The 26,236-nt window shown below is 72.7% G+C and carries 19 protein-coding genes and 1 pseudogene; 7 read left to right on the plus strand and 13 right to left on the minus strand.

Going from position 1 to position 26,236, the window contains the following annotated elements:
* Nucleotides 1–61 precede the first annotated feature (61 nt).
* On the plus strand, nucleotides 62–1,228 hold the full coding sequence (locus Q7A36_RS10240) for an MFS transporter (RefSeq protein WP_305103589.1): 1,167 nt from the start codon (nucleotides 62–64) through the stop codon (nucleotides 1,226–1,228).
* Between the two features lie 71 nt (nucleotides 1,229–1,299).
* Here the strand turns inward: Q7A36_RS10240 and Q7A36_RS10245 are convergent, their stop codons facing one another.
* Nucleotides 1,300–2,934 (minus strand): GMC family oxidoreductase, encoded by a 1,635-nt coding sequence (locus Q7A36_RS10245; RefSeq protein WP_305103590.1) that lies wholly within the window; start codon nucleotides 2,932–2,934, stop codon nucleotides 1,300–1,302.
* Nucleotides 2,935–3,005: 71 nt separating this feature from the next.
* Nucleotides 3,006–3,977 carry a tripartite tricarboxylate transporter substrate binding protein gene (locus Q7A36_RS10250; RefSeq protein ID WP_305103591.1) on the minus strand — a complete coding sequence of 324 codons (972 nt, stop codon included), beginning with the start codon at nucleotides 3,975–3,977 and terminating at the stop codon, nucleotides 3,006–3,008.
* Between the two features lie 127 nt (nucleotides 3,978–4,104).
* Between Q7A36_RS10250 and Q7A36_RS10255 the strand changes: the two genes are divergently transcribed.
* A complete protein-coding gene (locus Q7A36_RS10255) occupies nucleotides 4,105–5,682 on the plus strand; it encodes an ABC transporter substrate-binding protein (protein ID WP_305103592.1) in 1,578 nt (525 codons plus the stop codon).
* Here Q7A36_RS10255 and Q7A36_RS10260 read toward each other — a convergent pair.
* Entirely contained in the window at nucleotides 5,679–6,923 is a 1,245-nt protein-coding gene (locus Q7A36_RS10260) for an IS110 family RNA-guided transposase (RefSeq protein WP_370655653.1), read from the minus strand. The genes Q7A36_RS10255 and Q7A36_RS10260 overlap by 4 nt on opposite strands.
* A gap of 339 nt (nucleotides 6,924–7,262) precedes the next feature.
* Here Q7A36_RS10260 and mdoH point away from each other — a divergent pair, with 339 nt between their 5' ends.
* Both mdoH and Q7A36_RS10270 read left to right on the plus strand, forming a co-directional pair.
* On the plus strand, nucleotides 7,263–8,999 hold the full coding sequence (gene mdoH, locus Q7A36_RS10265) for a glucans biosynthesis glucosyltransferase MdoH (RefSeq protein ID WP_305103593.1): 1,737 nt from the start codon (nucleotides 7,263–7,265) through the stop codon (nucleotides 8,997–8,999).
* Nucleotides 9,000–9,155: 156 nt separating this feature from the next.
* Nucleotides 9,156–10,424, plus strand: a complete 1,269-nt coding sequence (locus tag Q7A36_RS10270; protein ID WP_305103594.1) for a phospholipase D-like domain-containing protein — start codon at nucleotides 9,156–9,158, stop codon at nucleotides 10,422–10,424.
* Here Q7A36_RS10270 and Q7A36_RS10275 read toward each other — a convergent pair.
* Nucleotides 10,421–11,905: an enolase-like domain-containing protein gene (locus Q7A36_RS10275; protein ID WP_305103595.1), complete on the minus strand. Its 1,485-nt coding sequence runs from the start codon at nucleotides 11,903–11,905 to the stop codon at nucleotides 10,421–10,423. The genes Q7A36_RS10270 and Q7A36_RS10275 overlap by 4 nt on opposite strands.
* A gap of 657 nt (nucleotides 11,906–12,562) precedes the next feature.
* On the opposite strand from Q7A36_RS10275, the gene Q7A36_RS10280 reads away from it, so the two are divergent.
* A complete protein-coding gene (locus Q7A36_RS10280) occupies nucleotides 12,563–15,739 on the plus strand; it encodes a methyltransferase domain-containing protein (RefSeq protein WP_305103734.1) in 3,177 nt (1,058 codons plus the stop codon).
* A gap of 147 nt (nucleotides 15,740–15,886) precedes the next feature.
* Here Q7A36_RS10280 and hrcA read toward each other — a convergent pair whose 3' ends face one another.
* The 4 genes and pseudogenes from hrcA to Q7A36_RS10300 form a co-directional block, all read right to left on the minus strand.
* Nucleotides 15,887–16,960, minus strand: coding sequence for a heat-inducible transcriptional repressor HrcA (gene hrcA, locus Q7A36_RS10285; RefSeq protein ID WP_370655654.1), 1,074 nt, complete (start codon nucleotides 16,958–16,960; stop codon nucleotides 15,887–15,889).
* A gap of 412 nt (nucleotides 16,961–17,372) precedes the next feature.
* Nucleotides 17,373–17,579 (minus strand): annotated as a pseudogene (locus Q7A36_RS10290) (hypothetical protein); the annotation flags it as partial.
* 22 nt (nucleotides 17,580–17,601) lie between these two features.
* Nucleotides 17,602–18,660 carry a hypothetical protein gene (locus tag Q7A36_RS10295; protein WP_305103596.1) on the minus strand — a complete coding sequence of 353 codons (1,059 nt, stop codon included), beginning with the start codon at nucleotides 18,658–18,660 and terminating at the stop codon, nucleotides 17,602–17,604.
* Nucleotides 18,661–18,730: 70 nt separating this feature from the next.
* Nucleotides 18,731–19,084 (minus strand): DMT family protein, encoded by a 354-nt coding sequence (locus Q7A36_RS10300; protein ID WP_305103597.1) that lies wholly within the window; start codon nucleotides 19,082–19,084, stop codon nucleotides 18,731–18,733.
* 457 nt (nucleotides 19,085–19,541) lie between these two features.
* Between Q7A36_RS10300 and Q7A36_RS10305 the strand changes: the two genes are divergently transcribed.
* Nucleotides 19,542–20,255, plus strand: coding sequence for a GSU2403 family nucleotidyltransferase fold protein (locus Q7A36_RS10305; protein WP_305103736.1), 714 nt, complete (start codon nucleotides 19,542–19,544; stop codon nucleotides 20,253–20,255).
* On the opposite strand, the gene Q7A36_RS10310 is transcribed toward Q7A36_RS10305, so the two are convergent.
* The 5 genes from Q7A36_RS10310 to Q7A36_RS10330 all read right to left on the minus strand — a co-directional run bounded on the left by Q7A36_RS10310 (nucleotide 20,209) and on the right by Q7A36_RS10330 (nucleotide 25,379).
* On the minus strand, nucleotides 20,209–21,486 hold the full coding sequence (locus Q7A36_RS10310; RefSeq protein ID WP_305103598.1) for an AmpG family muropeptide MFS transporter: 1,278 nt from the start codon (nucleotides 21,484–21,486) through the stop codon (nucleotides 20,209–20,211). The genes Q7A36_RS10305 and Q7A36_RS10310 overlap by 47 nt on opposite strands.
* Before the next feature lie 91 nt (nucleotides 21,487–21,577).
* Nucleotides 21,578–22,381, minus strand: coding sequence for an ABC transporter permease (locus tag Q7A36_RS10315; RefSeq protein WP_305103599.1), 804 nt, complete (start codon nucleotides 22,379–22,381; stop codon nucleotides 21,578–21,580).
* Entirely contained in the window at nucleotides 22,378–23,151 is a 774-nt protein-coding gene (locus tag Q7A36_RS10320) for an ABC transporter ATP-binding protein (RefSeq protein WP_305103600.1), read from the minus strand. Before Q7A36_RS10320 ends, Q7A36_RS10315 begins: the two co-directional genes overlap by 4 nt.
* Nucleotides 23,152–23,210: 59 nt before the next feature.
* Entirely contained in the window at nucleotides 23,211–23,615 is a 405-nt protein-coding gene (locus tag Q7A36_RS10325; RefSeq protein WP_305103601.1) for a hypothetical protein, read from the minus strand.
* 765 nt (nucleotides 23,616–24,380) lie between these two features.
* Nucleotides 24,381–25,379 (minus strand): hypothetical protein, encoded by a 999-nt coding sequence (locus Q7A36_RS10330; protein ID WP_305103602.1) that lies wholly within the window; start codon nucleotides 25,377–25,379, stop codon nucleotides 24,381–24,383.
* Between the two features lie 104 nt (nucleotides 25,380–25,483).
* On the opposite strand from Q7A36_RS10330, the gene Q7A36_RS10335 reads away from it, so the two are divergent.
* Nucleotides 25,484–26,197 carry a metallophosphoesterase family protein gene (locus Q7A36_RS10335; RefSeq protein ID WP_305103603.1) on the plus strand — a complete coding sequence of 238 codons (714 nt, stop codon included), beginning with the start codon at nucleotides 25,484–25,486 and terminating at the stop codon, nucleotides 26,195–26,197.
* The last annotated feature ends 39 nt before the right edge of the window (nucleotides 26,198–26,236 follow it).

Genomic DNA, 26,236 nt, shown 5'->3' on the forward strand with positions numbered 1-26,236 from the left:
ACAGGCCGGGCGAAACCGCGTAGGGCGGCGGGATGACCTTTCCCGTCGCGATGCCTGCCGCGTGCTGACCTCCAAGCCCGCGAACCTCGCGCTGATCGTGGTCGCGCAGGTGCTCGCCCTGGCCCTCTGGTTCTCCGGCACCGCGGCGGGGCCGGCCATGGCGCGGGAGGCGCCGCTGCCGCCCGGCTTCCTCGCCTGGCTGACCGGCGGCGTGCAACTCGGCTTCGTGCTGGGCACGCTCGGCAGCGCGACGCTCGCCTTGCCGGATCGGCTGGACCCACGCCGGCTGATCGCGGTGGCGGCGCTGATCGGGGCGGCGGCGAATGCGGTGATGCTGGTCCTGCCGGTGGGCGATACGGGCGTGATCCTGGCGCGCGGCGTCACCGGCCTGGCGCTGGCCTGCATCTATCCCGTGGGCATGAAGCTGGCCGCGGGCTGGGCGACGAAGGCCGATGTCGGGCTAGTGGTGGGCATGCTGGTCGGCGGGCTGACGCTCGGCTCGGCCTCCCCGCACCTGGTGAATGCCCTGGGCGGGCTGGACTGGCGGGTGACGGTGGGCGCCGCTTCGGTGCTGGCCGTGGTCGCGGCGGGACTGATCCTCGGCACGCGCCTCGGCCCGGCGCATGCGCCGGCGCCGCCCTTCCGGCCCGGCCTCGCCCTGCTGCTGTTCCGGACGCGCGGGACGCGGCTCGCGACCCTCGGCTATCTCGGGCATATGTGGGAGCTCTATGCCATGTGGGCCTGGATCGGGGCCTATCTGGCGGCGAGCTTCGCGGCGGCGGGGACCACCGGCAGCCCGGCGCTGGCGACCTTCGCCGTCATGGGCGCGGGCGCCATCGGCTGCGTCGCCGGCGGGCTGATCGCCGACCGGATCGGCAAGGCGCGGCTCACCATCTGGGCCATGGCGATCAGCGGCGCCTGCTGCCTGGTGGCGGGGCCGGCCTTCGGCGCCGCGCCCGTCGTCACGGTGCTGCTCTGCCTGGTCTGGGGCGCGACGGTGGTCGCGGATTCCGCGCAGTTCTCGGCCAGCGTCGCGGAATACGCGCCGCCCGGCCTCGCCGGCACGATGCTGACGGTGCAGACCTGCCTCGGCTTCGCGCTGACCCTGCCGGCCATCCACCTGATGCCGCTGCTCGCCGAGCGCTTCGGCTGGGGCGGCGCCTTCGCGGCACTGGCGATCGGCCCGGCGCTGGGCTGCGTGGCGATGGCAAGGCTCGCGCGCGGATAGGAAAGATCGGGGAGGAGGTATCCTCCCCGAGCCCCTCCTCTATTTTTCTGAGTCTGCGCTCGCCTCGCGGGTCAGGCCGCCGCGCGCGTCCCCGCCCGCGCGCTTGCCTTGATCATGTCGGCCGCCCGCTCCGCCGTCATCAGCACGGCCGGGTGGATGTTGGAGGACGGGACCAGCGGGAAGACGGACGCATCCACCACCCGCAACCCTTCCACGCCGCGCACCCGCAACTCGGTATCCACCACCGCGCGGTCGTCCGTGCCCATGCGGTTGGTGCCGCAGGGGTGGTACACGGTGGTCCCGGCCGTCCGCAGGTATTCCAGGAAGTCGTCGTCGCTCTGGGTCTTCGGCCCGGGCGAGAGCTCCTCCTCCACCAGGTCGGCGAAGGGCCGCGTCACCGCGATCTTCCGCGCCAGCTTCGCCGCCTCCAGCATCACCCGCACATCGGTCGGCGCGGTGATGTAGTTGGCGAGGATGCGCGGCTTGTCCTCGACGCGTGGGCTGCGCAGCGTCAGCTCCCCGCGGCTGTCGGGCCGGCACTGGCAGAAGTTGAAGGTGAAGCCGGGGTGCTTGGCCAGCTTGCTCGCCGAGATCCCCTGGTTCGTGGTGTCCAGGCTGAAGTTGACGAACTGGAACTGCACCTCGGCCTCCTCCGAACCCGGGAGGACGCGGGCGAAGAGGCTCGCCTCCGAGGCGCCGATGGTCATGTGCCCGCGTTGCCGCAGCGCCCAGTCGAGCCCCATCTTCGCGGTCTTGATCGGGTTCGCCAGCGCCTCGTTCAGCGTATCCGCCGGCTTGGTGCGGAAGGCGAAGCGGACCATGAAGTGGTCCTGCAGGTTCCGCCCCACCTCCGGCGCATGCATGCGCGTCTCGATGCCCAATCCCTGCAGTGCCGCGCCGTCGCCGATGCCCGACAGCATCAGCAGCTTCGGGCTCTCGATCGCACCGGCGGAGACGATCACCTCCCGTCGCGCGGTCCAGCTCTCCTCCCGCCCATCCGCTGTGCGCACGACGACGCCGGTGCAGCGCTTGCCCTCGAAGACCAGCCGCAGGCCGAGCCGCTCCGTCTCGACCCGCAGGTTCGGCCGCTTCAGTGCGGGCCGCAGGTAGCCCACCGCCGGGCTCCAGCGCCGCCCCTTGTGGACATTGAGCTGGTTCGGCGCCACGCCCTCGAACCACTCGCCATTGTTGTCGCGGTTGCGCGGGAAGCCGAGCTTCTCGCAGGTCTCGACGAAGGCGCGGCAGCCGGTGGTCGGCTCCGGCACCTCGGCGATCTGCATCGGGCCGGCCTTGCCGCGGTAATGGCTGTCCGGACCGTGGAACGTCTCGAGCTTGCGGAAGGCCGGCAGGCAGTCCTCGTAGCTCCAGCCGCGGGCGCCGAGCTGCGCCCAGCGGTCGTAGTCGCGCGGGCTGCCGCGCAGGAAGACCAGGCCATTGACGCTGCCCGAGCCGCCGACGACGCGGCCGCGCGGCCAGTAGACGCTGCGGCCATGCAGCTCCGGCTCGGCCTCGGTCTGGTAGTTCCAGTCGAACTTGCGGGTCACGTAGAGCCGGGCGAAACCCATCGGGATGTGGATCCAGGGATTCCTGTCCCAGGGCCCGGCTTCCAGCAGCACGACCTTGACGTTCGGGTCCTCCGACAGCCGCGCCGCCAGCACGCAGCCGGCCGAGCCGCCGCCCAGGATGACGTAGTCCGCCTCGTTCATCTCCGCTCCCCCACAGCCGTTGTTCGTATCAGGGCATGGGCGGCGGCCCCGGACAAGCCGGGCTCACAGGCTCAGCCCTTCCAGGGCCGCAGCTTCCACAGCGCGTGCAACTGCGTGTCGATCACCGTCGCCATCGCCTTGTACTCGGCGCCGACCAGCGGGCGCAGCGGCATGGCCTGCCGCGCCGCGTCCCGCACGAAGCCGGGGTCCGCGAGGGCGCTGCGGAAGGCCTCCTCCAACTGCGCGGTAACGGCCTGCGGCAGGCCGGGCGGGGCAATGATGCCGCGGGCCGCGGCGGCGACGATGTCGTAGCCGAGCTCGCGGAAGGTCGGCACCTCCGGCAGTTCCGGCACCCGCTGGGCGCTCGCCACCGCCAGGCCACGCATCTTGCCCTCCCGCGCCAGCGGGGCGAGCTCGGTCGTATTGCCGACGCCCATGTCGAGATGCCCGCCCAGAAGCTGCGGGATCAGCGGCGCGACGCCGGCGAAGGGCACATGCGTCAGGGACGGCAGGCCGGCCAGTGCCTCGAAGGCCAGCATCATGATGTGGTCGTCGCTGCCGATGCCTGTGGTGCCGTAGTCGAGGCCGCCGGGCTTCGCCTTCGCCTGCGCGACCAGATCCGCCAGGCTGCCGATCGGGCTCTCCGCCCGGACATAGAGGCAGTTCGGGTCCTCGACGATATTGGCGAGGAAGGTGAAGTCGAGCGCCCGGTAGCGCGCCGACCGCTCGATCGGGATGGCGCTGTGCGCGGGCGTCGAGGTGGCGCCGAGCGTGTAGCCGTCCGGCGCGGCGTTGAAGGTCGCCTCCAGCCCCACCTGCGACCCGGCGCCGGGACGGTTGGTGACCACCGCCGTCATGCCCGGGATGCGCGCCGCGACCAGCGGCATGACCAGGCGGGTCATGATGTCGACGCCGCCGCCGGGCGGGAAGGGGACGATCACCTCGACCGGCCGGTCCGTGGGCCAGGCCTTCTGGGCCAGGGCGCCCCGCGGGGCAATGGCGGGCGCGGCGAGGGCTGCGGCCAGCAGGGTGCGGCGGTGCATGGGCGTCTCCCGGTGGTTTTGCGGCATCCTGGCACGCGCCGGGCGGCGGCGCAGCCCCGCCCCCGGTTGCCAGTGGGCAGCCGGGCGCGCCAGGATTCCCCGGCCTCTGCCGGGAGTGCCCGCCGCCATGCTCCGCCGCCGTCCCTTCCTCGCCGCCTCGACCGCGCTGCTCGCCGCGCCCGCGCGAGGCCAGACCAGCCGCGCCGCGACGCTGCGCTTCGTGCCGCATGCCAACCTGACCAGCCTCGATCCGGTCTGGACCACGGCCTGGATCACCCGCTTTCACGCCTATGCCGTCTACGACACGCTCTACTCCATCGGGGCCGATCTGGCGCCGAAGCCGCAGATGGCGGCCGGCCACACCGTGGAGGATGACGGCCTGCGCTGGACCATTACCCTGCGCCCGGGCCTGACGTTCCATGACGGCGAGCCGGTGCGCGCCCGCGACGCGGTGGCGAGCCTGGCGCGCTGGGCGAAGCGCGACAGCTTCGGCCAGACCCTCTGGCAATCCGTGGCGGAGGTGCAGGCGCTCGACGACCTGCGGCTGGAGATCCGGCTGCACCGTGCCTTCCCGCTGCTGCTCGATGCCATCGCCAAGCTCGCGCCCGCCTTCGTGATGCCGGAGCGGATCGCCGCGACGGATGCCTTCACCGCCATCACCGATGCCACCGGCTCCGGTCCCTTCCGCTTCCGGCGGGACGAGTGGCTGCCCGGCTCGCGCGCCGTCTACGAGAAGTTCGAGGGCTACCAGCCGCGGCCGGAGCCGCCGGACATGCTGACCGGCGGCAAGCAGGTGCATGTCCAGCGCTTCGAATGGCACATCATGCCGGACCCCGGCACCGCCGCCGCGGCGCTGCAGTCGGGCGAGGTGGACTGGTGGGAGAACCCGCCGAACGACCTGCTGCCGCCGCTCAAGCGCAACCGCAACGTGGTGGTGCAGGAACTCGACAATTTCGGCTATGTCACCGTGCTGCGGCCCAACCACCTGCACCCGCCCTTCGACAACCCGGCCTTCCGCCGCGCCCTCTGGCCCGCCCTCAGCCAGACCGACGTGATGACGGCGGTGGTCGGCACGGACAGCGCGCTCTGGACCGACCGGATGGGCTTCTTCACGCCGGGCACGCCGCTGGCGAGCGATGCCGGGATGCAGCGGATCACCGCGCCGCGCGACCTGGAGGCGGCGAAGCGCCTGATCGCCGAGAGCGGCTACCGGGGCGAGCGGATCGTGCAACTCATGGCGACCGACAATCCCAGCCAGGTCGCCGCCGGCAACGTCATCTACGACATGCTGAAGAAGCTCGGCCTGAATGCCGAGTTGGTGGCGACGGACTGGGGCACGGTGGTGCAGCGCCGGGCCAGCCGCGAGCCGGTGGAGAAGGGCGGCTGGAGCCTCTTCATCAGCAACATCACCGGCGCCGATACGCTGAGCCCGGCGACGAACCACGTCATGCGCTCCTCGGGCCTCGAGGGCACCTGGTTCGGCTGGCCGCGCAGCGAGCGGCTGGAGGCGCTGCGCAGCGCCTGGTTCGCGGCGCCCGACCTCGCGGCGCAGCAGCGCATCTGCCGGGAGACGCAGGAGCAGGCCTTCGAGGACGCGCCCTACTACCCGCTCGGCCAGTACCGCCAGCCCGCGGCCTTCCGGCGCGAGCTGCAGGGCTTCATCCGGGCGCCGGTGCCGCTGGCCTGGGGCGTGCGGCGGGCCTAAACAGAAACCGGGTCTCCGGTGGGTGCGAGGGAGCAGGTAAAGCCGAGCCTGGCGATCTGCTGGGCGAGGTGCCTGACCTGCTGCTCCGGTGATCGCCTGTGGAAGTGGTCTGGGCCGAGGTCGCGCCAGAGGGTGCCGTCGCGCAGCATGTGCCAGATGGCGGTGAGGATGGAGGCGGCGACGGCGCAGACGGCCTTTTTCGGCCCGCGCTTCTGGCGCAGGCGCTGGAACTGGGCGCGGAGATAGCTGTCCTTCTTGCGGGCCGCGGCCCAGGCGCACTGGACGAGGGTGGTCTTCAGCCAGGGGGCGCCCTTGCGCAGGCGGTTGGAGCGGCGCTTGCCGGCGCTCTCGTCGTTTCGCGGACAGAGGCCGGCCCAGGAGACCAGATGGGCGGCGGTCGGGAAGCGGCGCATGTCGGTGCCGATCTCGCTGACGATCACCTCGGCCGAGAGGTCGCTCACGCCAGGGATGGAGCGGAGCAGCCGGACCGCTTCACGAAAAGGGCCGAGGTCGCGTTCCACCTCGACGTCGATCTCCGCCAGCGCCTTGGCCAGGGCGTCGTACTGGCCGAGATGCAGGCGCAGCAGAAAGCGGTGCCGGTCGGTGAGGCGTCCGGTGAGCGCCGCCCGCAGCCGCGCGGGCTCGGCCTTGACGCGGTAGGTGACCAGGGCCAGCAGCCGGTCGGGGTTGGTCTCGCCGGCCAGCAGCGCCTCCAGGATCGCTCGCCCGGTGGTGCCGACCACGCTGCTCAGCACCGAGCCGAGCTTCAGGTTGGCGTCCTCCAGCACCTTCTGCAGCCGCTGGACGTGGCTCGCTTGCTCGCGGACCAGTTGCTTGCGGGTGCGCAGCAGGGCGCGCATGGCCTGGGTCGGGGCGTCCGGCACGAAGCTGGCGCGGACCAGGCCGTGGGCCAGCAACTCGGCCAGCCAGGTCGCATCGGCGACATCGGTCTTGCGGCCCGGCACGTTCTTCACATGCGCTGCATTGGCCAGGATCAGGGTCAGGTCGCCGTCCGACAGCACGTGCCAGACCGGCTTCCAGTAGACCCCGGTCGCCTCCATCACGGCGTGGGTGCAACCGCACCCGGCCAGCCACTCGCCGAGCGCCAGCAGCCCCGGCGTGGTGGTGTCGAAGCGGCGGACCTCCACCTCGGCGCCGCCCGGCCCGGCCAGTCGCACCGCCGCCACCACGCTGTCCTTGTGCACATCGAGACCCGCACAACGCGGATAGAGCACCTCCATCGCGCCCTCCTCTGCCGCCGCCGGCGCAGGAGGCCCAAGGATCCAAAGTCTAAACAGCGCGCTCCAGGGCCATGCAGCCCTTGGCGCAATCGGGGGTGCTTCGGGCCTCCCAGGTCCAACTGATACGCGGGCTCGCTCGCACCATGACAAAGCCGACCTCTCCGCCGGCACCCACCAGCCTGCCACAGGTTTCATCCCCGGCGGGTCGGCCATTCCGGTGGGTAACTGATACTGACCGGCAGACGTCGAGACATCTGCCGGTCAGTATCAGGGCGGGGTTGGTGTGGCGGCTGCGCGCCCACCAATAAGCCATAACGGTCAGCATTTATGCTGGCCGGTATGAGCCCGCGCAATTTCGCCACGCTGCCCGGCGAGGGTCCCGGCGTGCCTCATCCGCCCCTCGGCCTGCGCCGCCTCGCCTTCGCCCTGCTCGGCCTCTGGCTGGCCGCCCTGCTGCTGTGGCTGGCGGTGCGGGTGCTGGCGCCCGGCGGCTGGACGGTGTGGGAGGTGCTGGTCTTCCTCTGCTTCGCCGGCACGGCGCCCTGGACGGCGCTCTGCGCCGCCAATGCGCTGGTCGGGTTCATCATCCTGCTGCGGGCGCCGGACCCGCCGGCCGCCGTGCTGCCGGCGCTGCGCCGCGCGCGGCCCGGGGCGCCGGGGCTGCGGACCGCAATCGCCGTCTGCATCCGCAACGAGGCCATGGCGGAGGTCCTGCCGCCGCTCGGCCGGCTGCTGGACGGGCTGGAGGCGGCAGGCGCGGCGGACCGCTTCGTGCTGTGGTTCCTCTCCGACACCGCCGATCCGGGCATCGTGGCGGCGGAGGCGGCGGCGATCGCGGGCTTCCGCGCGGCGCGCCGGGGCGGCATCGCCGTCCACTACCGGCGTCGGGCGGCGAATACCGGCTTCAAGGCCGGCAACGTCATGGACTTCCTCGACCGGCACGGCGGCGATGCCGAACTCATGCTCTGCCTCGATGCCGACAGCGAGATGACGGCGCCGGCCGTGCTGCGCCTGGTCGCCTGCATGGAGGCCGATCCGCAACTGGCCATCGTCCAGCAGCTCATCGTCGGCCGGCCGGCGACGGCGGCCTTCCCCCGGCTCTTCCAGTTCGGCATGCGCGCGGGCATGCGCGCCTGGGCGACCGGCCAGGCCTGGTGGCAGGGACCGGAGGGTCCCTATTGGGGCCACAACGCCATCATCCGCATCGAACCCTTCCGCCGCCACTGCCGGCTGGAGGCGCTGCCGGATGGCCGCCCGATCCTCTCCCACGACCAGGTGGAGGCGGTGCGGCTGCACGCCGCGGGCTGGAAGGTCTGCTGCCTGCCGGCGGAGGAGGGCAGCATGGAGGGCAATCCGCCGGCCCTGCCGGAGTTCATGGCGCGCGACCTGCGCTGGGCGGCGGGCAACATGCAGTACTGGGACCTGCTCCGCCTGCCCGGGCAGACCTGGATGGGCTGCTGGCAGCTCGTGCAGGCGATCCTGCTCTTCCTCGGCGCGCCGCTCTGGGTGGGCGTGCTGGTCTTCGGCGCGCTGAACGCCGTGACGGGAGGCGGGGAGGCGACACCATTCGGCTGGCTGCTGCCCCTGATCGCCGCGACCTGGGCGATGCTGCATGCGCCGAAGCTCACGGGCTATGCCGAGGTGCTGCTGCGGCCGCACCTGGCGGCACGCTATGGCGGGCGTGGCGCCTTCCTGCGCGGCGCGCTGGCCGAGCTCGGCTTCACCACGCTGCTCGACCCGATCTCCATCTTCAACAAGGCGATGTTCCTGCTGGCGCTGCCCTTCGGCGGGCGGCGTGCGGCCTGGGCGCCGCAGAACCGGGCCGACCGCGGCGTCGCCAGGGGGGATGCGGCGCGGCTGCTCTGGCCGCACACGCTGTTCGGCGCCTTGGTGTTCGGGGGGCTGGCCCTGGCGGCACCGGGGGCGCTGGCCTGGGCGCTGCCCTTCGCCGGGGGGCTGCTGGCGGCGATTCCCTTCTGCGTCCTCACCGCCTCGCCGGCCGTCTCGGCCCGGCTGCGGGCGGCGCGGCTGGCGGCGACGCCCGAGGAACTGGCGGCGGGACCGGCGCCGCCCTGACGTCTCCGCCAGTGGGCTGTGCGACGGCGGTTGCTGTGGGCCTGCTACACCAGCATTGGATCGCGCTCGCGCGTTCCTGATCCGCAACGTCGGCGGCCGGACCAAGCCGCCTGCGTTACGGGCGCCATGGAACGATCCGGCCTTACGCGACGGGCTATGGGCGGTCTGGCACTCGGGCTGCCGGCGCTGGCCGGCTGCGCGAGCATCCCTGTCCTGCCCGATGGCCCCGCCGATCCGATGGAGCGCCATGCCCTGGTCGCGGAGGCGCTGGACGGCGCGCCGCTGACCGAGGGCAACAAGGTGGACGTCCTCGATGGCGGCGGCGCCGCCTTCGCCGCCATCTTCCGCGCCATCGCCGAAGCCCGCGACTACGTCCACCTGGAATACTACACGCTGGAGGATGTGCTGGTCCCCGGCACCATGGGCCCGCACCTCTTCGACCTGCTGGCCGTGAAGCTGCGCCAGGGCGTCGCGGTGAACCTGATCCATGACGGCTTCGGCTCCTCCGCCACGCCGGCCGGGGCCTTCGAGGCGCTGCGCGCCGCCGGCGCCCGGGTGATCGTCTTCAACCCGATGGACCCGCTGGAGGCGAAGCGGGGCTGGGCGCCGAACGCCCGCGACCACCGCAAGATCATGGTGGTGGATGGCCGCATCGGCGCGACCGGGGGCGTCAACCTCTCCAGGGTCTACCAGAATCCCTGCCAGGTGGAGACCGCGCCGCAGGATCCGGAGACGGCCTGCTGGCGCGACACGGCGCTGCGCATCGAAGGGCCGGCGGTCGCCTCGCTGCAGCGCCTCTTCCTCGAGACCTGGTCGAAGCAGGGTGGCGAGCCGCTGCCGCGGCGCGACTGGTTCCCGCGCCTCGACGCGCGCGGGCCGGCGCGGGTGCGCATCCTCGGCAGCGCGCCGGGCGAGAAGGAGCCACGCTACTACGTCACGCTGATGTCGGCGATCGCGGCGGCGCGGCAGCGGATCTGGCTCTGCACCGGCTATTTCGTGCCGACCTGGCAGCAGCGCCGGGCGCTGCGCGCCGCCGCGCGGCGCGGCGTGCAGGTGCGGCTGCTGCTGCCGAGCGTGAGCGACGCGCCGCCCGCGCTCGACGCGCAGCATGCCGCCTATGACGACATGCTGGAGGCCGGCATCGGGATCCGGGAGGTGCAGGGCGCCATCCTGCATGCCAAGCTGGCCGTGGTGGATGGCGTCTGGAGCGCGATCGGCTCCTCCAACCTCGACCGCCGCAGCGTCGCCTGGAACAACGAGGTGGATGCGGTGGTTTTGGGCAGCGACACGGCCGCGCGGCTGGAAGCGCTGCTGCAGCGCGACTGGGAGCGCGCGAAGCCGGTGACCCTGGCGGAATGGGAGGCGCGGGGCCTGGGCGAGCGGATCCGCGAGCAGACCTCGCGGCTGGTCATCGACCTGCTCTAGCCTTTTGATTTGTAGAGCAGATTCACGCCTCCGAGCGTCTCCACGCTGCGGCGATCTGCTTTAGGCGGCCAGGCCGCGCGCGGCATCTCCGCCATGGCGGCGAGGTCCGGTTCCACTGTCGCGCCCAGGCCCGGCGTCTCGAGCGAGCCGATCTCCAGCACGCCGTCGCGGATGCGCAGGCGCGGGCCGCGCGGGGTGTCGGCATAGAGGTCGGGATGCGCCTCCAGGAAGCGCACCGCCTCGGCCTTCGGGCGGCCGGCGAAGCCGGCGACGAAATGGTGGCCGTTGCGCTCGACATGCGCGAGGCCGAGCAGCGCGACCAGCGCCAGGTCCTGCTGCAGGCAGACGCCCGGCAGCGTCGTCAGGTCCTCGCCCGAGAGGAAGTACCGCCCGCCCGCGGCGTTCCAGGCATGGCAGCGCGCGAGGTTGAGCAGCGACCGCCAGATGCCCTTGCAGGACTTGCTGGATACGCCGGCATAGCCGAGCGCGCGGGCCCGCGGGAAGGCGTCGAGCGGGCCGTCGCTCTCGTCGATGATCACCGGCCTGGCCGCGGCGAGCGCCGCCATGCCCGTCTCCAGCGCGCGGGCGCGCGCCACCGGCTGCTCGATATAGACGATGGAGGCACGGAGCCGGGCGAGCCGCGGCTCCGCCTGCATCGCGTGCCAGAGCGCGAGTGCGCCTTCGGCATCGGCATACTGCTCGTTGCCGTCGAGGGTCACGTGATAGCCGTGCAGCCGGTCGAGCACCGCGGCGATGCGGCAGAGGCGCTCCAGGTCGGCCGCGACGTCGCCGCAGAGCTTCAGCTTCCAATAGCGATGGTCATAGGCTTGTGCGACTTCCTCCAGCGTCTCCGGCAGGCCATCCTCCACGCGCGTCGCCTGGTCGGCCGTGGTGATGGGATCGACCAGGCCGACGGTGTGGCGGGCATGGATGCGGCGGGCGGGAGACAGCCCGGCCAGCATGGCGGCGAAGTCGAAGCCGGCGAGGTCCGGCACCACGGCATGCGGCGCCATGCCGCCGAGATTGGCGCGCATGCCGGCGAAGAAGGAGAGGCCGTGCAGCTTCAGCAGCGCATCCAACGCGGCGCGATCGACCAGGGCGCGGCCATAGCTGGCGATCAGCGGGTTCAGGCCCTCGGCGGTGCAGGCGGCGGCCTGCGCGGCATAGCCATCCGCGAAATGCCCGAAGGCGGCGTTCGGGCCGGCGGCGAGCGCGGCCTCGCAGGCCAGCTCGAGCGAGCGGCGGAGCTGGTCCTCGTTCTCCGCGTCGGAGAGCGACGGGTCCTTGTCGAACCACTTGGCGGCGAGGGTCTCGGCGGCGATGCCCCAGGCCTCGCGCCCTGCCTCGTCGCGGATGCGGAGGCGCAGCACCGCCTGGCGGCCCCGGGTCATGGTGACGGCGCCGAAGCGGAAGGGTAGGCGGAGGGTGAAGGGCCATTCCCGGCGCTCCACGGCCGTGATGGTGAAGCGGGGAGGCATCATGGCGCCGGCCCTCTCGGAACTTGCAATCTGCCCTCGCCGACGCTCGGCTGCATCGCCTGGCCCGGGCCGGGAGATCACAGCCTCGCCCGCAGGCTCGGGCCCGTCCAGGGGTCGTTATGGCGACATGGCCGGGCGGTGCAGATAGCGGGCTCGTTCGAGGAACGCGCCACTCTGCCCCTGGTGTGGCGCGCGGCGCCTTGCGCAACCTGGATTGGAGGCAAAGAAGTGTGCCGTGCCCGACGGCTTGGCGCGGCATTCCGTCGGTGCCGGCGGATAGGCGTGAACCGCGCTGGTGTCGAGCTCGTCGAGACTGTCGTGCCAGGACGAGGGACGTCTCGCCATTATGACACCGCGCAGGTGCTGCACGATATGCGGCACCAATCCAGTTTCATCCAGAATGGTACAGACTAGAGAAACAAGATCGCGCGAACTTGTAATCAAATTTTTAGATGGTTATCCTGACCGAAACCTCATGAAGGCGCGCCGACATTGCTTTCGACCGAGTGCCTTGAGATCGTGCCAAGAGAGGCCGCGAGGCGGCCTCTGGCATTCACGGGTGAGAGGCTCACTTCAGCGATCGCCGGGCAGGTCGCGGTCGAACACCAGCATCGTTACCTTCTTGCACGCGATTACTGCCGGGGCCGCGATGTGCTCGACGTGGCTGCAGGTGAGGGATACGGGACCGCTTTGCTGTCGCAGGTCGCCCGTTCCGTCATCGGGGTCGAGATCGATGCGGCGACGGTGGGCGCCGCTGGCCGGGAGTTCGGCCGCGGCAATCTCCGATATCTCTGCGCCGACGCGCGGTCCCTGCCATTGCCCGATGCCTGCGTGGACGTCGTCGTCTCCTTCGAGACGCTCGAACACTTCGATCGGCAAGACCACTTTCTGGACGAGTGCCGCAGGGTCTTGCGCCCCGGCGGCCTCCTGATCATCAGCACGCCCGACAAGGCCGTCTATTCCGCCCCGGGCGCGCCTCCCAACCCGTTCCATGTCCGCGAACTGGACCGCCCGGAATTCGAAGAACTGCTCTGTGCTCGTTTCGCCAACTGCGCAATCGCGACCCAGCGCCCGCTGATCGGTTCAGCGATCCTCGGGGAGGGCCGCCTCGCGCCGCGCGTCTTCGATGCGGAGCCGGACGACCGTTTCGCCGCCGCGGCGCATCTGACGAGGGCGCCGTACCTCATCGCTTTCGCCTCGGACGCGGATCTGCCATCGCCGGTGGCGAGTCTGCTGATCTCCCGCGACGACCTCGACACGGACCTGGCCATGCGCCGCGAGGCCGAAGCCCAGGCGAGGGACGCCCTCGCGCGCGCTGCCGACGCCGCGGCGGCACTGGCCGACTCGCAGGCCGGCGCCACCGAAGCCGCAACCAGGGCAGCCGAGGCAGAGGCACGGCTCGCCGATGCCGCGATGCGGTTGGCAGAGGCGGAATCCCGGCTGGCCGAAGCCGGAGCGCGGGCCGCGGGCGCCGAGCGGGGGCTTGCGGATGCCGCGGTGCGGGCGGCGGAGACGGAATCCCGGCTGGCCGAAGCCGAAGCGCGGGCCGCGAACGCAGTGGCGCAGCGCGCCGCAGCCGAGGCGCGTGCTGCCGAGCTCGCCATGCAATTTCATGCTTTTGAGGCGAGCCTCGCCGGGCGGGCCGCTCGGCGCGTCCAGCACTGGGCGGCGCGCCGGCCACGGGCGATGCGGCTGCTGCGGCGCGCCACACTGCTTGGCTGGTGGACATTGCGCGGCCAGTTGCCGATGCGGGTCGGGCTCTGGCTGCGCCACAGGCGACGTTTGCGGGAGATCGGCGCTCCGAAGCCGGAAGCCGATACCGATATCGGCCGCTCCCGCGAGGCGCCCAGGCCGGAGACATGCGCGAAGCTGCCGTTGCCGTCCGACATCCGCCTGCCGCCGGCGTCCGCGACGCCCTTGGTGTCCGTCATCATTCCCACCTATGGCCAGGTCGGGTTCACGCTGCGCTGCCTTGCCTCGATCGCTGCGGCGCCGCCGCGCGCCGGCATCGAGGTGATCGTGGCCGAGGATGCCTCCGGTGATCCGGCCATCGCCAGCCTGCGCGAGGTGACTGGCATCACGTTGCGGGAGAATGCGGCCAATCTCGGTTTCCTGCGCTCCTGCAACGCGGCCGCCGCCACGGCACGGGGGCGCTTCCTGCTCTTCCTCAACAACGACACGGAACTCCTCCCGGGTGCGATCGATGCATTGGTGGAGCTTGCCCAGGCGCGCCCCGATGCCGGTCTCGTCGGTGCCCGCCTGGTCTACCCGGATGGCCGTCTCCAGGAGGCCGGCGGCATCGTGTGGCAGGACGCGTCGGCCTGGAATTACGGCCGCTTCGACGATCCGCGCCGTCCGGAGTTCAACTATGTCCGCGAGGTCGACTATGTGTCGGGCGCCGCGATCCTGGTGCGGCGGGACGTCTTCGAGCAACTGGGCGGCTTCGACGACATCTTCGCGCCGGCCTATTGCGAGGACACTGACCTGGCATTCCGGATCCGTGCGATCGGGTTGAAGACCCTGTACCAGCCGCGGGCCGTGGTTGTGCACCATGAGGGCATCTCGCACGGCACGGACACCACGAGCGGCGTGAAGGCCTATCAGGTCAGGAACCAGGCGGTGATGCGGGACCGCTGGGCCGGCGTTCTCCTGGCCGAGCACTTTCCGAATGGCCAGCAGGTGCTGCGGGCCCGCGACCGCGCGCATGGCCGGCCGGTGGCGCTGGTGATCGACCACAAGGTGGTGGAACCCGACCGCGATGCCGGGTCGCGCACCACGCTGGAGCACATGCAGGCGCTCCTGCGGGCGGGTTGGGTGGTCAAGTTCTGGCCCGACAACGGCTACCCGACGCCCGGCTATACGGAGGCGCTGCAGGATCTCGGGATCGAGGTGCTGCACGGCCCCTGGAGCGGCAGCTTCGCCGACTGGATCGCGGCGAATGGGGGCCAGATCGACGACGTCATCCTGAACCGCCCCACGCTCGAGACGGATTACCTGTCCCTGATCCGCGCTTCGAGCCATGCACGGGTCGCCTATTACGGCCACGATCTGCATTTCGCGCGGATGCGCCGCGAAGCGGAGGTGACCGGCATCCCCGAAACCGGACGGCGAGCAGAGCTGATGCTGTCCGCCGAACTGCGGCTCTGGGCGGGTTCCGATGTGGTTCTCTACCCGTCGGAGGAGGAGGCGGCCGAGGTGCGTCGCCTCGCGCCGGGGACCGATGCGCGGGTCGTCCTGCCCTTCGCCTTTGCAGAGTTTCCGCGGCGCAGCGTGGTGCCACCTCCCGACGGCGGCATCCTTTTCGTGGCGGGATTCGCGCATCGGCCGAACGTGGATGCGGCGGTATGGCTGGTGCGGGAGATCCTGCCACTCGTTCGCCAGGTGCGGCCCGGGGTCGGGCTGGTCCTCGCCGGGTCCCATCCGACGACGGAAGTGACGGCGCTGGCGGGCAACGGGGTGGAGGTGACCGGCATGCTGAGCGTCGAGGATCTCGCCGCGCGGTACGCCGCGGCCCGGGTTGCGGTGGTGCCCCTGTGCTTCGGTGCCGGCGTGAAGCTGAAGGTGGTGGAGGCCCTGCAGCAAGGCCTGCCGCTGGTCACCACGCCGGTCGGCGCGCAGGGTCTGCCGGGGCTGGAGCAGGTGCTTCCCGTCGTCGAGGCTCCGCAGGCCATGGCGGAGGCGCTGATCCGCCTGCTGCAGGACGATGCCGCGTGGCGCGAACAATCGGCGCGGCAGTCGGAGTTTGCCGAGGCGCGCTTCTCCCGCGAGGCACTCGGCGAGAGCCTCCTGTCGGCCTTGACCGCCCCGGCTACCGGCCGTGCGGTTCTGGCGGCGTGACGGCATAGGTTCGGCCTGGACCGGGTTGGCCGGCGCGCGAGCGCATGGCCGCCCGGCCGAGGGGCGGTGACCGCCGTGACGGGCAGGAATGCCGTCGCGTGCCGGCAGGACTGAGGGCGGACGCCCTGGGCGCCGGGCCCGCCTGCCCTACCCCAGCAACTGCCCGATCACCCGCGCCGTGTAGTCCACCACCGGGATCACCCGGCCGTAGTTGATCCGTGTCGGCCCGATCACGCCGATCGCCCCCACGATCCGCTCCTGCCCGTTGCGGAAGGGCGCGACGACCATGGACAGGCCGGCGGTGTCGAACAGCCCGCTCTCGGCGCCGATGAAGATCTGCACGCCCTCGCCGCGCTGGGCGAGTTCGAGCAGGCGGAGCACCGTCTCCTGCGCCTCCAGCCGCTCGAACAGCGCCTGGATCTCCTGCACGCGGGCGAGCTGGTCGAGGTTCTCGAGCAGCCGCGCCTGGCCGCGGACGATGAGGCTGCCGGCGCCGCCGCCGGCCCAGGTGGCCAGCCCCGCCGCGATCACCTGCTGGGTCAGGACATCGAGGGCGGTGCGGTTGGCCGCGATCTCATCCGTCACCTTGGCCCGCGCCTCCTCCAGGCTGCGGCCGGCGAGGCGGGCATTCAGGTAGTTGCTGGCCTGGGCCAGGGCGGAGGGCGGCAGGCCGGCCGGCACCTCGATCACCCGGTTCTCGACCTGGCCGTCATCGGTGACCAGGACGACGAGGGCACGCCCGGGGCCGAGGGCGACGAACTCCATGTGGCGGATATGCCCCTCGCTCTTCGGCGCCACCACCAGCCCGGCGGCGCCGGCGAGGCCGGAGAGCATCTGCCCGGCCTCGGCCAGGGTCTCCTGCAGGGAGCGGCCGGAGGCGGCGCAGCGGGCGGCGATCGCCTCCCGTTCCCTCTCGCCGAGGTCGCCGAATTCCAGCAGCCCGTCGACGAAGAGCCGCAGGCCGCGGTCGGTCGGCAGCCGCCCCGCGGAGGTATGCGGGGCATAGAGGAAGCCGGCCTCCTCCAAGTCCGCCATCACGTTGCGGATGGAGGCGGGGGAGAGGCCAAGAGGCAGGCGACGGGACAGGGTGCGCGATCCCACCGGCTCGCCGGTCAGGACATAAAGTTCGACGAGCTCGCGCAGGATGGTCGCGCTGCGGCTGTCAAGGCCCGCGATGGAGGCCCCCGCGGCGCCGGCGAGCGCTTTCGGTGACGTCATCATCGGTCGGCTCGGGTCGAGGCGTGACACAAAGGGAGGCTAGGGAGGGGGGGCGCGAGCGTCAACCGTCCTCCTTGCCGCCTGCGGTAACCCATGCCGGCAACATGGGGTGGCTGCGGACGTAGTTCAAAGGTGGATCGTCAGCTTCCCAACCCTGCCGGGACGCTCTCCTTCCGGTGGCGGCGCAGCGCGAGGAGATTGCCCGCCGCAAGCGACTGAATGGCCGGCCGGCGATCAAGCCGAGCGGCATGGAGCAGGCCACCGAGCCGAAGCCGCCGTGCGCCGGTAAGAGCCGCCGCCGGCGCGGCAAGGTGGCGCCGCGTCGGCTCGAAGTTGCGGATCCGACACGTCGTCGCGGATCGGCAAGCCCCTCGCGCTCATCCCGTGCTGCCCTCAGGGTCGGACAGCACGAGACTCACGCCGCCCCGCGCCGCCGCAAATCACCGCCAAGCCGGAACATCCGCACGGCGGTATCACAGGCGATCGCGGTGCAGGCGCTCGCCGTCAGCCCCTCCGCCTGGGCGGGATCGGGGGCGAGGTGGAGATGGGCGAGGAGGATCTGTCCGGGGCGGAGGCGCCGCCAGACCTCCGGCTGCGGCTCCTTCACCTTGACGACGAGGTCCGCTGCGCCGGCGCGGGGAGCCTTACCCCGCCGCCTGGGTGTCCCGCGGCACCACCCGGTTCGCCAGGCGCAGGAGCTCCGCCCGGATCTCCTCCCCGGCGAAGGGGATGACCTCCGGCACGCTCAGCCGCGTCAGCTCGTCGAAGAGCTGGTCGGTCCGCCGCAGGGTGCGGGCGAGGTCCTGGGTCACCCGCACCGTCTGGTGCGTGTTGCGCGCGACGGCCAGGTCGGCGCGCGTCCGCGCCACCGCCACCGCCAGCCGCTGCAGCTTCTGGCGGAAGCGCTCCTGCGCGATGGCGATCGCCTCCAGCGCCACGCCCTGCGCCGCGGCATTGGCCTCCAGCAGGGCGCGCCGGGCGCCGTCGCGCTCGGCCGCGCGCAGCCGGGCGGTCTCCCGCTGCAGGGTGCGGGTCTCGGCGAGGCGGGCCTGGATGGCGGGCACGTGCTCCTCCCGGATCCGCGCCACCACGCGCTCCTGCACCACCAGCAGCGTCTCGAGGAAGAGGACGGCATAGCCGTAGTAGCGCGCCGCCGAGTCGGGGTCGGAGCGGTCGGGCAGCAGCACGGCGAGCGCGGCCATCACCTCCCGCAGGCTGACGACGCAGGAGATCAGGCCGATATCGTCGTCGCCGCCCGGCAGCATGGCCAGCGCCTCGAGCTGCGCCTCGGTCAGCGGCACCCGCGCCGCCTCGAAGGCGGCGCGCAGGCCCTGATGCGCGCGGGTCAGCGCGGCCTCGGCCTCGCGGGTGGCCTGGCCGGCACGCTGGACCTCGGGCGCGGTGGCCGCGGCCGCGGCCCCGACATCCTCGCGCAGCCGCGCCTCGGCCGCGCGGGCCTCGCGCAGCGCGGCTTCGGCGCCGCGCAGGCGGTCACGGGCGGCGGCGAGCGGCCCGGCCTCGAGCAGCGCGATCATCTCCCGCTGCAGGGCGGCGAGGTCGCGCTCGGCCGCGGCGCGGTCGCGGCCGATCCAGCGGCGCTCGGGCAGGCTCTCCTGCTCGGCGCGCACGTCCTCGATCCGCCGGGCGAGCGCGATGGCCTTCGCGTCGCGCGGCGGGTCGCGGCGCGCAAAGGGCCAGATCATCGGGGAGACTCCTCCGCGCCGGTCCGCAACAGGTGGCAGCAAAGCCCTGCCGCGCGCAAGGCCGGCGGGGTCAATCGACCGGCAGGAAGATGAAGACCACCGCCGCGACCAGGCAGCCCATGGCGGCGACGTAGGTCCAGCGCAGCGGCTCCCCCAGCACCAGCACGGAGAAGCCGGCGAAGACCGAGAGGGTGATGACCTCCTGCATCACCTTGAGCTGCTGCCCGGAATAGGCGCCGCCCTCGTAGCCGATGCGGTTGGCCGGGACGGCCAGGCAGTACTCGAAGAAGGCCATGCCCCAGGAGATCAGGATCGCCATCCACATCGCCCAGCCCGGGCGCTTGAGGTGGCCGTACCAGGCGAAGGTCATGACGATGTTGCTGCCGATCAGCAGCAGGGGCGGGAGGAAATGGGAGGGGGTCATGCGGGCTCCTTGCGTCGCCCGAACGCTAGGGAAAGCGGCAGCGTTGCCAAGCCTGCGGCCGTTGCGGTGCCCGATGCCGTTACCCATAGTAAAGTCCCACTATGGGTAACGCGCCCCGCCTCGATCCCTCCCTCCAGGCTGCCTGGCTCGACCTGGCGGAGCGCGCCCATGCCGCCGCCCTGCCGGTCGGCGAGGAGGGCGTGTTCGTCCGCCGCGAGATCCGTGGGCGCGGCTACCTCTATCATCGGGTCTACGATGCCACGGCAGGCCGGCAGCGCGACCGCTACCTGGGGCCCGAGACGCCGGAACTGCAGGCGCGCATTGCCACCGCCCGCACGATGCGGGATGCCGGGCGCGAGCGCGCCGCGCTGGTACGTTCCCTGGTCGCGGGCGGCCTCCCGGTGCCGACCGCCGGCATCGGCCGTGTGCTGGCCGGACTGGCGGAGGCCGGGCCGGGCTGTTCCGCCTGCGAGCGGTGCTCGTCGGCACGCAGGCCTTTGCCGCCTATGGACCGCTGCTCGGCGTCAGGCTCGGCCGTGCGCTGCAGCAGACCATGGATGTCGACGTGGCGCAGACGCCCGATGTCTCGGTCGCGGTTCAGGACAGGCTGGACCTGCCCCTGGAGGAGACCTTGCAGCGGGTGGATCCCGGCTTCGCCGCCATTCCCGGCCTCGATCCGCGTGAGCCGCCCTGGCGCTTCGCGGCTCCGCCCGGGCTGCGGCTGGAAGTGCTCACGACGCGCCGCGGCCGCGGCGGCAGGGGCGGCGTCGTGCCGCTGCCGGCGCTGCAGGCCGGCGGGCAGGTGCTCGACTTCCTCGATTTCACCCTGCGCGATCCCGTCCCGGCGGTGGTGCTGCACGGCACGGGCATCCCGGTGCTGGTGCCCGACCCGGCGCGCTACGCAGTACACAAGCTGATCGTGAGCGTGCGGCGGAAGGACCTCGCGCAGGCGAAGTCGGCGAAGGACGTGGCACAGGCCGCAGCGCTGGTGGAGGTGCTGGCGGCCGACCGGCCCGACTACCTCGTCGCGGCCTGGGAGGAGGCCTGGGCGCGCGGCATGGCCTGGCGCCGGGCCCTGGAGGAGGGCGCGACCCGCCTGCCCGCGGCGACCCGTGGGCTGCTGCCTATCCCCGCCCCTCGGCCGGCAGCGCCCGCAGCAGGTAAAGCATGATGCCCATCGCCGGCAGCGCCGCCGCCGTGGTCAGCAGGAAGAAGTCCGGCCAGCCCAGCCAGCGTGCCGGGTAGCCGGAGAAAGCGCCCAGCGTCCGCGTGGCGAAGACGGCAAGTGAAGACAGCAACGCATACTGGGTGGCGCTGAAGGCTCGGTTCGTCAAGCTCGAGAGGTAGGCGAGGAAAGCGGCGTCGGCGAGGCCGTCAGTGAAGTTCTCGATGCCTACCTGGGCCCATAGCATCGGCATCGAATGGCCGGTCCGTGCCAGGGCGACGTACATCAGATTCGACAGCATCTGCCCGAGGCCGGTGGCAACGAGGGCGCGCGCGATGCCGATTTGGGCGATCAGCCAGCCGCCGGACAGGGCGCCGAACAGGATGGCGGCAAGGCCGAAGACATTGCCGACGGCGGCAAGCTCGACCCCTGTGAAGCCGAGTTCGGTGTAGAAGGACGGCGTCATGACGCCGGCGAGCGCCTCGCCCAACTTGAACAGCACGATGAAAAGCAGGATCGCCAGCCAGTGCGGTCGCCGGACAAAATCAAGGAAGGGATCAACGACGGCAACGCGGATCCGACTCCGCCAATCTGCCGGGGCCACCACCTGGGCGGTTGGCTCCGGCGCCAGCAAGACTGCGACGAAGCCGATGCCGACCAAGCCAGCACTGTAGCAGAAGGCGACAGGCCAGCCGAAAAACTGCGCGATGGCGAGCACGCCCGCATTGCTCGCCAGCAGGGCGGCACGATAGCCCCATACATAGAGCGCAAGGCCATAGCCCTGCTCTCGCTCCTCCAACACATCGATTCGGTACGCATCGATGACCACGTCTTGGCTGGCCGAGAGGAAGGCGACTAGGGCCGCAATAGCGAAGGTCAGGGTGACGTCCGTCGCCGTTGGTGCCGTGAAGCCGAGCAGCAGGACGGCCAGCGCCAAGAGCGGGTGGATGCTCGCCAGCCAGCCGCGCCGGCGACCGAGCGCGCGGAAGGCCGGCGGCGGGACGTGGTCGAGGACCGGAGCCCAGAGGAACTTCAGGGAATAGGCCAAGCCAAGGGCTGCAGTCGCGCCCACCAACTCAATCGGTATCGCCGATTCCGCCAGCCAGCGTCGCAGGACGAAGCCGCTGAGCGGCAGGGGCACGCCGGCGGAGAAGCCGAGCGCAAGAAGCACGAGGAAGCGCCGGTCCCGCCACGCGGTGCGGGCGGGAGCGACGGAGACGGGGACGCCATCGGCCATGTGCGCCCGCTAGCAGAGCCGGCGCGCCGTGGCCATCACGGAGTTCGCGAGGCTCAGCAAACCCCTGTGGCCCTGCGTGCCGGGACCCGGCCTATTCGCCGATGTTCAGCAGCGCCCCGCGCTCCCGTGCGCTCTGGAACTGCCGCATGAAGACCCAGGCCATGATCGCCAGCCAGACGCCGTCCAGCAGGAAGCCCGCGACGAGGTGGCCCCAGGCGATCTCCCCCTGCAGCAGGGCGGCGCGCATGCCCTCGAAGACATGCGCCGCCGGCAGGGCGAGGGCGACCGGCTGCAGCCAGGCGGGCAGCACGCTGACGGGATAGAAGACCGCGGCGAAGGGCGTCAGGCCGAACAGCACGGACCAGGCCAGCGCCTCCGCCCCCGCGCCGTAGCGGAGGATGAGGGAGGTGACGCCGAGCGCCACCGCCCAGCCCATCATCAGCAGCGCGGCGAAGAAGGCGACCACCACCGGGCCCATGCGGAAGATGCCGAAGCCGTAGAGCGCCCAGGCCAGGATCGCCGCCGGCGTCACGCCGACCAGGACGCGGATGACGCTCATGCCCATCAGCCCCGCCACCAGTTCCCGCGGCCGCAGCGGGCTGACGAAGACATGGCCGAGGTTGCGCGACCAGATCTCCTCGAGGAATGAGATGGAGAAGCCCATCTGGCTGCGCAGCGCCACCTCCCAGAGCAGCACGCCGCCGAGCAGCACGCCGGCGGCGACCGAGGTGACGCTGTTCTGCACCCCGGCGAGGTAGGCGGTCACGAAGCCCCAGACCACCATCTGCAGGATCGGCCAGTACATCAGCTCCAGCACCCGCGGCCAGGAGCGGCGGTAGAGCGCGAGGTGCCGGTAGACCAGGCCCCAGACGCGGCGCAGCGCGGCCCGGTTCACGCCACGGCCTCCGCCTCGCGCTGGCGGCCGCGGGCGATGTCGAGGAAGACCTGCTCCATGTCGTCGCGGCCGTACCGCTCCAGCAGCGCCGCCGGGCTGCCCTGGTCCACCACCCGGCCCTGCTTGAGCATGAGCACATGGTCGCAGAGCCGCTCCACCTCGCCCATGTTGTGGCTCGCCAACAGGATGGCGCAGCCGCTCTCCGCCCGGTAGCGCTCCAGCCAGGACCGCACCCAGTCGCCGGTATCGGGGTCGAGGCTCGCGGTCGGCTCGTCGAGCAGCAACAATTCCGGGCGGTTGATCAGCGACTTGGCCAGCGCCACGCGGGTCTTCTGCCCGGCCGAGAGGTTGCCCGCCGGCCGGTCCAGCAGCTCGGTGAGCTGCAACTGCGCCGCCAGCTCGGCGATCCGCCGCTCGGCATGCGGCACGTCGTAGAGATGGGCATAGACCCGGAGGTTCTCGGCGACGCTGAGCCGCGAGGGCAGGGCGATGTAGGGCGAGGAGAAGTTCATCCGCGCCAGCGCCGCGAAGCGGTCCTTGGCCATGTCCTGGCCGAGGCAGGCGACGCGCCCGCCGCTCGGCACCAGCAGGCCGAGCAGCATGGCGATGGTGGTGGTCTTGCCCGCGCCGTTGCCGCCGAGCAGCCCCCAGGTGGCGCCGCGCGGCATGGCGAAGGAGAGGCCGTCGACCGCCGGCGGCGCATCGGACGCGTAGCGCTTGGTCAGCCCCTCGGCGAGGATGGCGGGCGCGGTATCGGCGGGAGGGGTCATGGCCGGCCATATGCGGGCGCGGGACCGCCCCGCCAACCCGCATTCGGCGGCCCCGGCCGTCACGGGCGGGGGCGCAGCAGCCGTCCCTCGAACAGGCTGATGCCGGCCTCCCAGCCCCAGCCGATCGCCGCCGCCTGGTCGGTGCCGGTCAGCACCACCCGCCCGGCCGGCAGTGCCGGCGCCAGGCGCGGCAGGTCGGGCGACCAGGGCAGCCGCAGCAGATCCATCCCGAGGCCGTCCCAGGACAGCAGCGGCAGCAGCGCCGGCCCCGGCAGGTCCAGCGCCAGGCGGTAGCCGCGGATGCGGGCGAAGTCGCGGGCGAAGGCGAAGCCGGCGGGATCGGCCAGCGCATCCTCGACCGGCAGGGCGAGGACGGTGCGGCCCCGTGCCGGCGGGTCGAGCAGCACGTCGAGGCGGAGGAATTCGGGCTCGGCCAGCATCGCCGCGGCGAGGCAGAGGCCCATCGGGCCGCGCTGCCGCGCCTCCTCCGGCCGCGCCAGCTCGGCCAGCAGCCGCCGGTCGAGCAGCCGCCGCAGCCGCCGCGCCAGCCAGGGGGGCGAGGCCGGGCTCGGCCTCCGGCGCCAGCTCGGCGCGCAGCTCCGGCCAGGCGAGCCCCCACTCCTCCCATTCGATGGCCGGGCCGGGTCCCCCCCGCTCCAGCCGGCAGACCGGCCGGCGGCGGAGGAAGCGCGCCAGGCTCGCCCCGCGCAGCGCCGCCTCCAGCGCGGCGAGGTCGTCCGGCCCGAACCGCGCCGCCCCGGCGCCGCGCGGCTCGGCCAGCGGCGGCGGGCCGAGCGCGTCCTCGACCGCCGCCAGCAGGGCGGCCGCGTCGCGCGGCAGCTCGTGCACCGCATGCAGGCCCGCGGTCGGCGCCTCGCCCTCGGCCGGGGCGAGGAGCAGGTCCAGCATCGCCTCGGCCTCCTGCAGGTGGCGGCCGGCGGGCGGGGCGACGGCGACCAGGTCGCCGTTGGGCAGCTCGAAGAGCCGGCTGCGGACGGGGCGGAGGGCGGGCTCCAGCCCCTCCCGCAGCAGGCGGCGGTGATGCTCCCGGCGCATCCGGCCGGCGAGGCGGGAGAGGCGGAGATGCAGCACCTGCCGCGGCACCTCGGCCGCCACCGTCTCCCGCACGAGCTGCGCGAGCGCCAGCGCATCGGCGGTGCCGGGCCGGCCGGCGGCCAGCGACGCCAGGCCGAGCTGGGCGGCCTCCCGCGGGAGGGGCGCGGCCATGCTCAGGCCGGCCGGGCGAGGAGCAGCCCGGCCTCCCGCGCGAAGGCCGTCCCCGGTCCCTCCCCCGTCCCGGTCAGCACGACGCGGCCGGGGCCGAGGGCGCGCAGCGCCGCCGCCGGGGCGCCTTCCGCCAGGGCCGGCGACCAGCGGAGCAGCAGCAGGTCGGCGGCGAGCCGCCGCGGGTCGAGCACGCGAAGCGTCCCGGCCTCGAGCCCCGCGAAGCCGAGGCCCCAGCCGCGCTCCGCCAGGCGCCGGCGCAGGCCGGCCAGGCCCGGATCGACGAGGACGGCGAGCGGCAGGACGGCGACGGCGCCGGGCTGCCGCGCGGGAGCGGGCAGGCGGTCCCGCGAGACGGGGATGAGGCGCAGCCCCGGCAGGTCGCATGCCCAGGCGGCGAGGCCCGGCAGCAGCCGGGCGGCCATCCGCTCCCCGGCATGGGCCAGCAGGTCGGGATCGGCGGCGGCCGGGCCGATCGCCGCGGCGATGGCCGAGCGCGAGAGGCGCAGCCGCCGCCCGGCCGCCGGCCCTTCCGGCGGCAGCAGCAGGTCGGCCCGCAGCACGGCATCGGCCGTCAGGCCGTCCAGCGCCGGGTGCAGCCCGGCGACCGGCGCTGGGGGCGGCGGCATGGGGATGGGGGCGGGCGCCTCCAGGGCGGCCCAGGTCAGCACGGCCTCGGTCTCCTGCGGCAGGTGCCAGACCGGCAGGCCGCCAGCCTCCTCCATGAGGCGGCCAAGCGCCTCGGCCGCCCGCCGCGCCGCCGAGGGCGAGGCGCCGAGCAGCAGGGTCCCGCCGCCGGCCGAGCGCAGCAGGGTGCCGCCGCCGGTCGCCGCCGCATCCTCCAGCACCGCCTCCGCCAGGCGCCAGCGCGCCGGGGTGGCCACCAGGCGCGGCGCCGGGGGCAGCAGCAGGGCGGCCCGGCCGCGGGCGGCGGGCAGGCTGGCCAGCGCCGCGTCGAGCAGCCGGCGGGGCGCGCGCGCCCCACCCTCCGGTCTCGGGGGCATCGGGGCCACCGGCGGCGGGGGATCGGTCACGGCTGCGACGGTCACGGTCATGCGCAATCCTTGCGCGGTGCGGCGGGGCGGTATTTCCGCTAGGGTCGCGCCGGATGGTGAATGAAGCCCTAGCACCGGGCGCGCTGCCGCCTGGCCTCCGGATCTATGCCGTCGGCGATGTCCATGGCTGCGCCGACCGGCTCGCGTTGATGCATGACCGGATCGCGGCCGATGTGCGCGCGCGCCCGGCCGCGCATGTCGTGCTGGTGCATCTCGGCGATTATGTCGATCGCGGGGAGGACAGCGCGGGCGTGATCGAAAGGCTGCTCGCCCCGGTGCCGGTGCCGGGGGCCGACGTGGTGAACCTCCTCGGCAACCACGAGGTCATGATGCTGGATGCCTGCGACCCGCGGGCGCCGGCCGGGGCGATGCCCTTCTGGCTGGAGAATGGCGGGGCGGAGACGCTGGCGAGCTACAACACCCATCCCGACGACCCGGCGCCCTGGGAGGCGATCCCGCACGAGCACCTCGACCTGCTGCGGAACTGCTCCCTGCGCTGGTCGGCCGGCGACTACCTCTTCGTCCATGCGGGCGTCCGCCCGGGGGTGTCGCTGGAGCGGCAGGACCCCTTCGACCTGATCTGGATACGCGAGCCCTTCCTGTCCTTCGAGGGCGACCTGCCGCAGGTGGTGGTGCATGGCCATACCCCCGCCACGGTGCCCGCCATCCGCTCGCACCGGATCGGGATCGATACCGGCGCCTGTTTCGGCGGCGACCTCACCTGCCTGGTGCTGGAAGGCCAGCGGCTGCGCTTCCTGACCGCCTGAACCGCAGATGACCAGGGCGTGAGCCCGGCACCGGGCCGA

The sequence above is a fragment of the Paracraurococcus lichenis genome, assembly GCF_030657435.1.
Classification (GTDB): Bacteria; Pseudomonadota; Alphaproteobacteria; order Acetobacterales; family Acetobacteraceae; genus Paracraurococcus; species Paracraurococcus lichenis.

Coding starts and splice junctions, on each gene's coding strand:
- Q7A36_RS10245 (WP_305103590.1), bottom strand. CDS start 2,934: ATGAACGAGGCGGACTACGTCATCCTGGGCGGCGGCTCGGCCGGCTGC.
- Q7A36_RS10250 (WP_305103591.1), bottom strand. CDS start 3,977: ATGCACCGCCGCACCCTGCTGGCCGCAGCCCTCGCCGCGCCCGCCATT.
- Q7A36_RS10255 (WP_305103592.1), top strand. CDS start 4,105: ATGCTCCGCCGCCGTCCCTTCCTCGCCGCCTCGACCGCGCTGCTCGCC.
- Q7A36_RS10260 (WP_370655653.1), bottom strand. CDS start 6,923: ATGGAGGTGCTCTATCCGCGTTGTGCGGGTCTCGATGTGCACAAGGAC.
- mdoH (WP_305103593.1), top strand. CDS start 7,263: ATGAGCCCGCGCAATTTCGCCACGCTGCCCGGCGAGGGTCCCGGCGTG.
- Q7A36_RS10270 (WP_305103594.1), top strand. CDS start 9,156: ATGGGCGGTCTGGCACTCGGGCTGCCGGCGCTGGCCGGCTGCGCGAGC.
- Q7A36_RS10275 (WP_305103595.1), bottom strand. CDS start 11,905: ATGATGCCTCCCCGCTTCACCATCACGGCCGTGGAGCGCCGGGAATGG.
- hrcA (WP_370655654.1), bottom strand. CDS start 16,960: ATGATGACGTCACCGAAAGCGCTCGCCGGCGCCGCGGGGGCCTCCATC.
- Q7A36_RS10295 (WP_305103596.1), bottom strand. CDS start 18,660: ATGATCTGGCCCTTTGCGCGCCGCGACCCGCCGCGCGACGCGAAGGCC.
- Q7A36_RS10300 (WP_305103597.1), bottom strand. CDS start 19,084: ATGACCCCCTCCCATTTCCTCCCGCCCCTGCTGCTGATCGGCAGCAAC.
- Q7A36_RS10310 (WP_305103598.1), bottom strand. CDS start 21,486: ATGGCCGATGGCGTCCCCGTCTCCGTCGCTCCCGCCCGCACCGCGTGG.
- Q7A36_RS10320 (WP_305103600.1), bottom strand. CDS start 23,151: ATGACCCCTCCCGCCGATACCGCGCCCGCCATCCTCGCCGAGGGGCTG.
- Q7A36_RS10325 (WP_305103601.1), bottom strand. CDS start 23,615: ATGGGCCTCTGCCTCGCCGCGGCGATGCTGGCCGAGCCCGAATTCCTC.
- Q7A36_RS10330 (WP_305103602.1), bottom strand. CDS start 25,379: ATGCCCCCGAGACCGGAGGGTGGGGCGCGCGCGCCCCGCCGGCTGCTC.
- Q7A36_RS10335 (WP_305103603.1), top strand. CDS start 25,484: ATGGTGAATGAAGCCCTAGCACCGGGCGCGCTGCCGCCTGGCCTCCGG.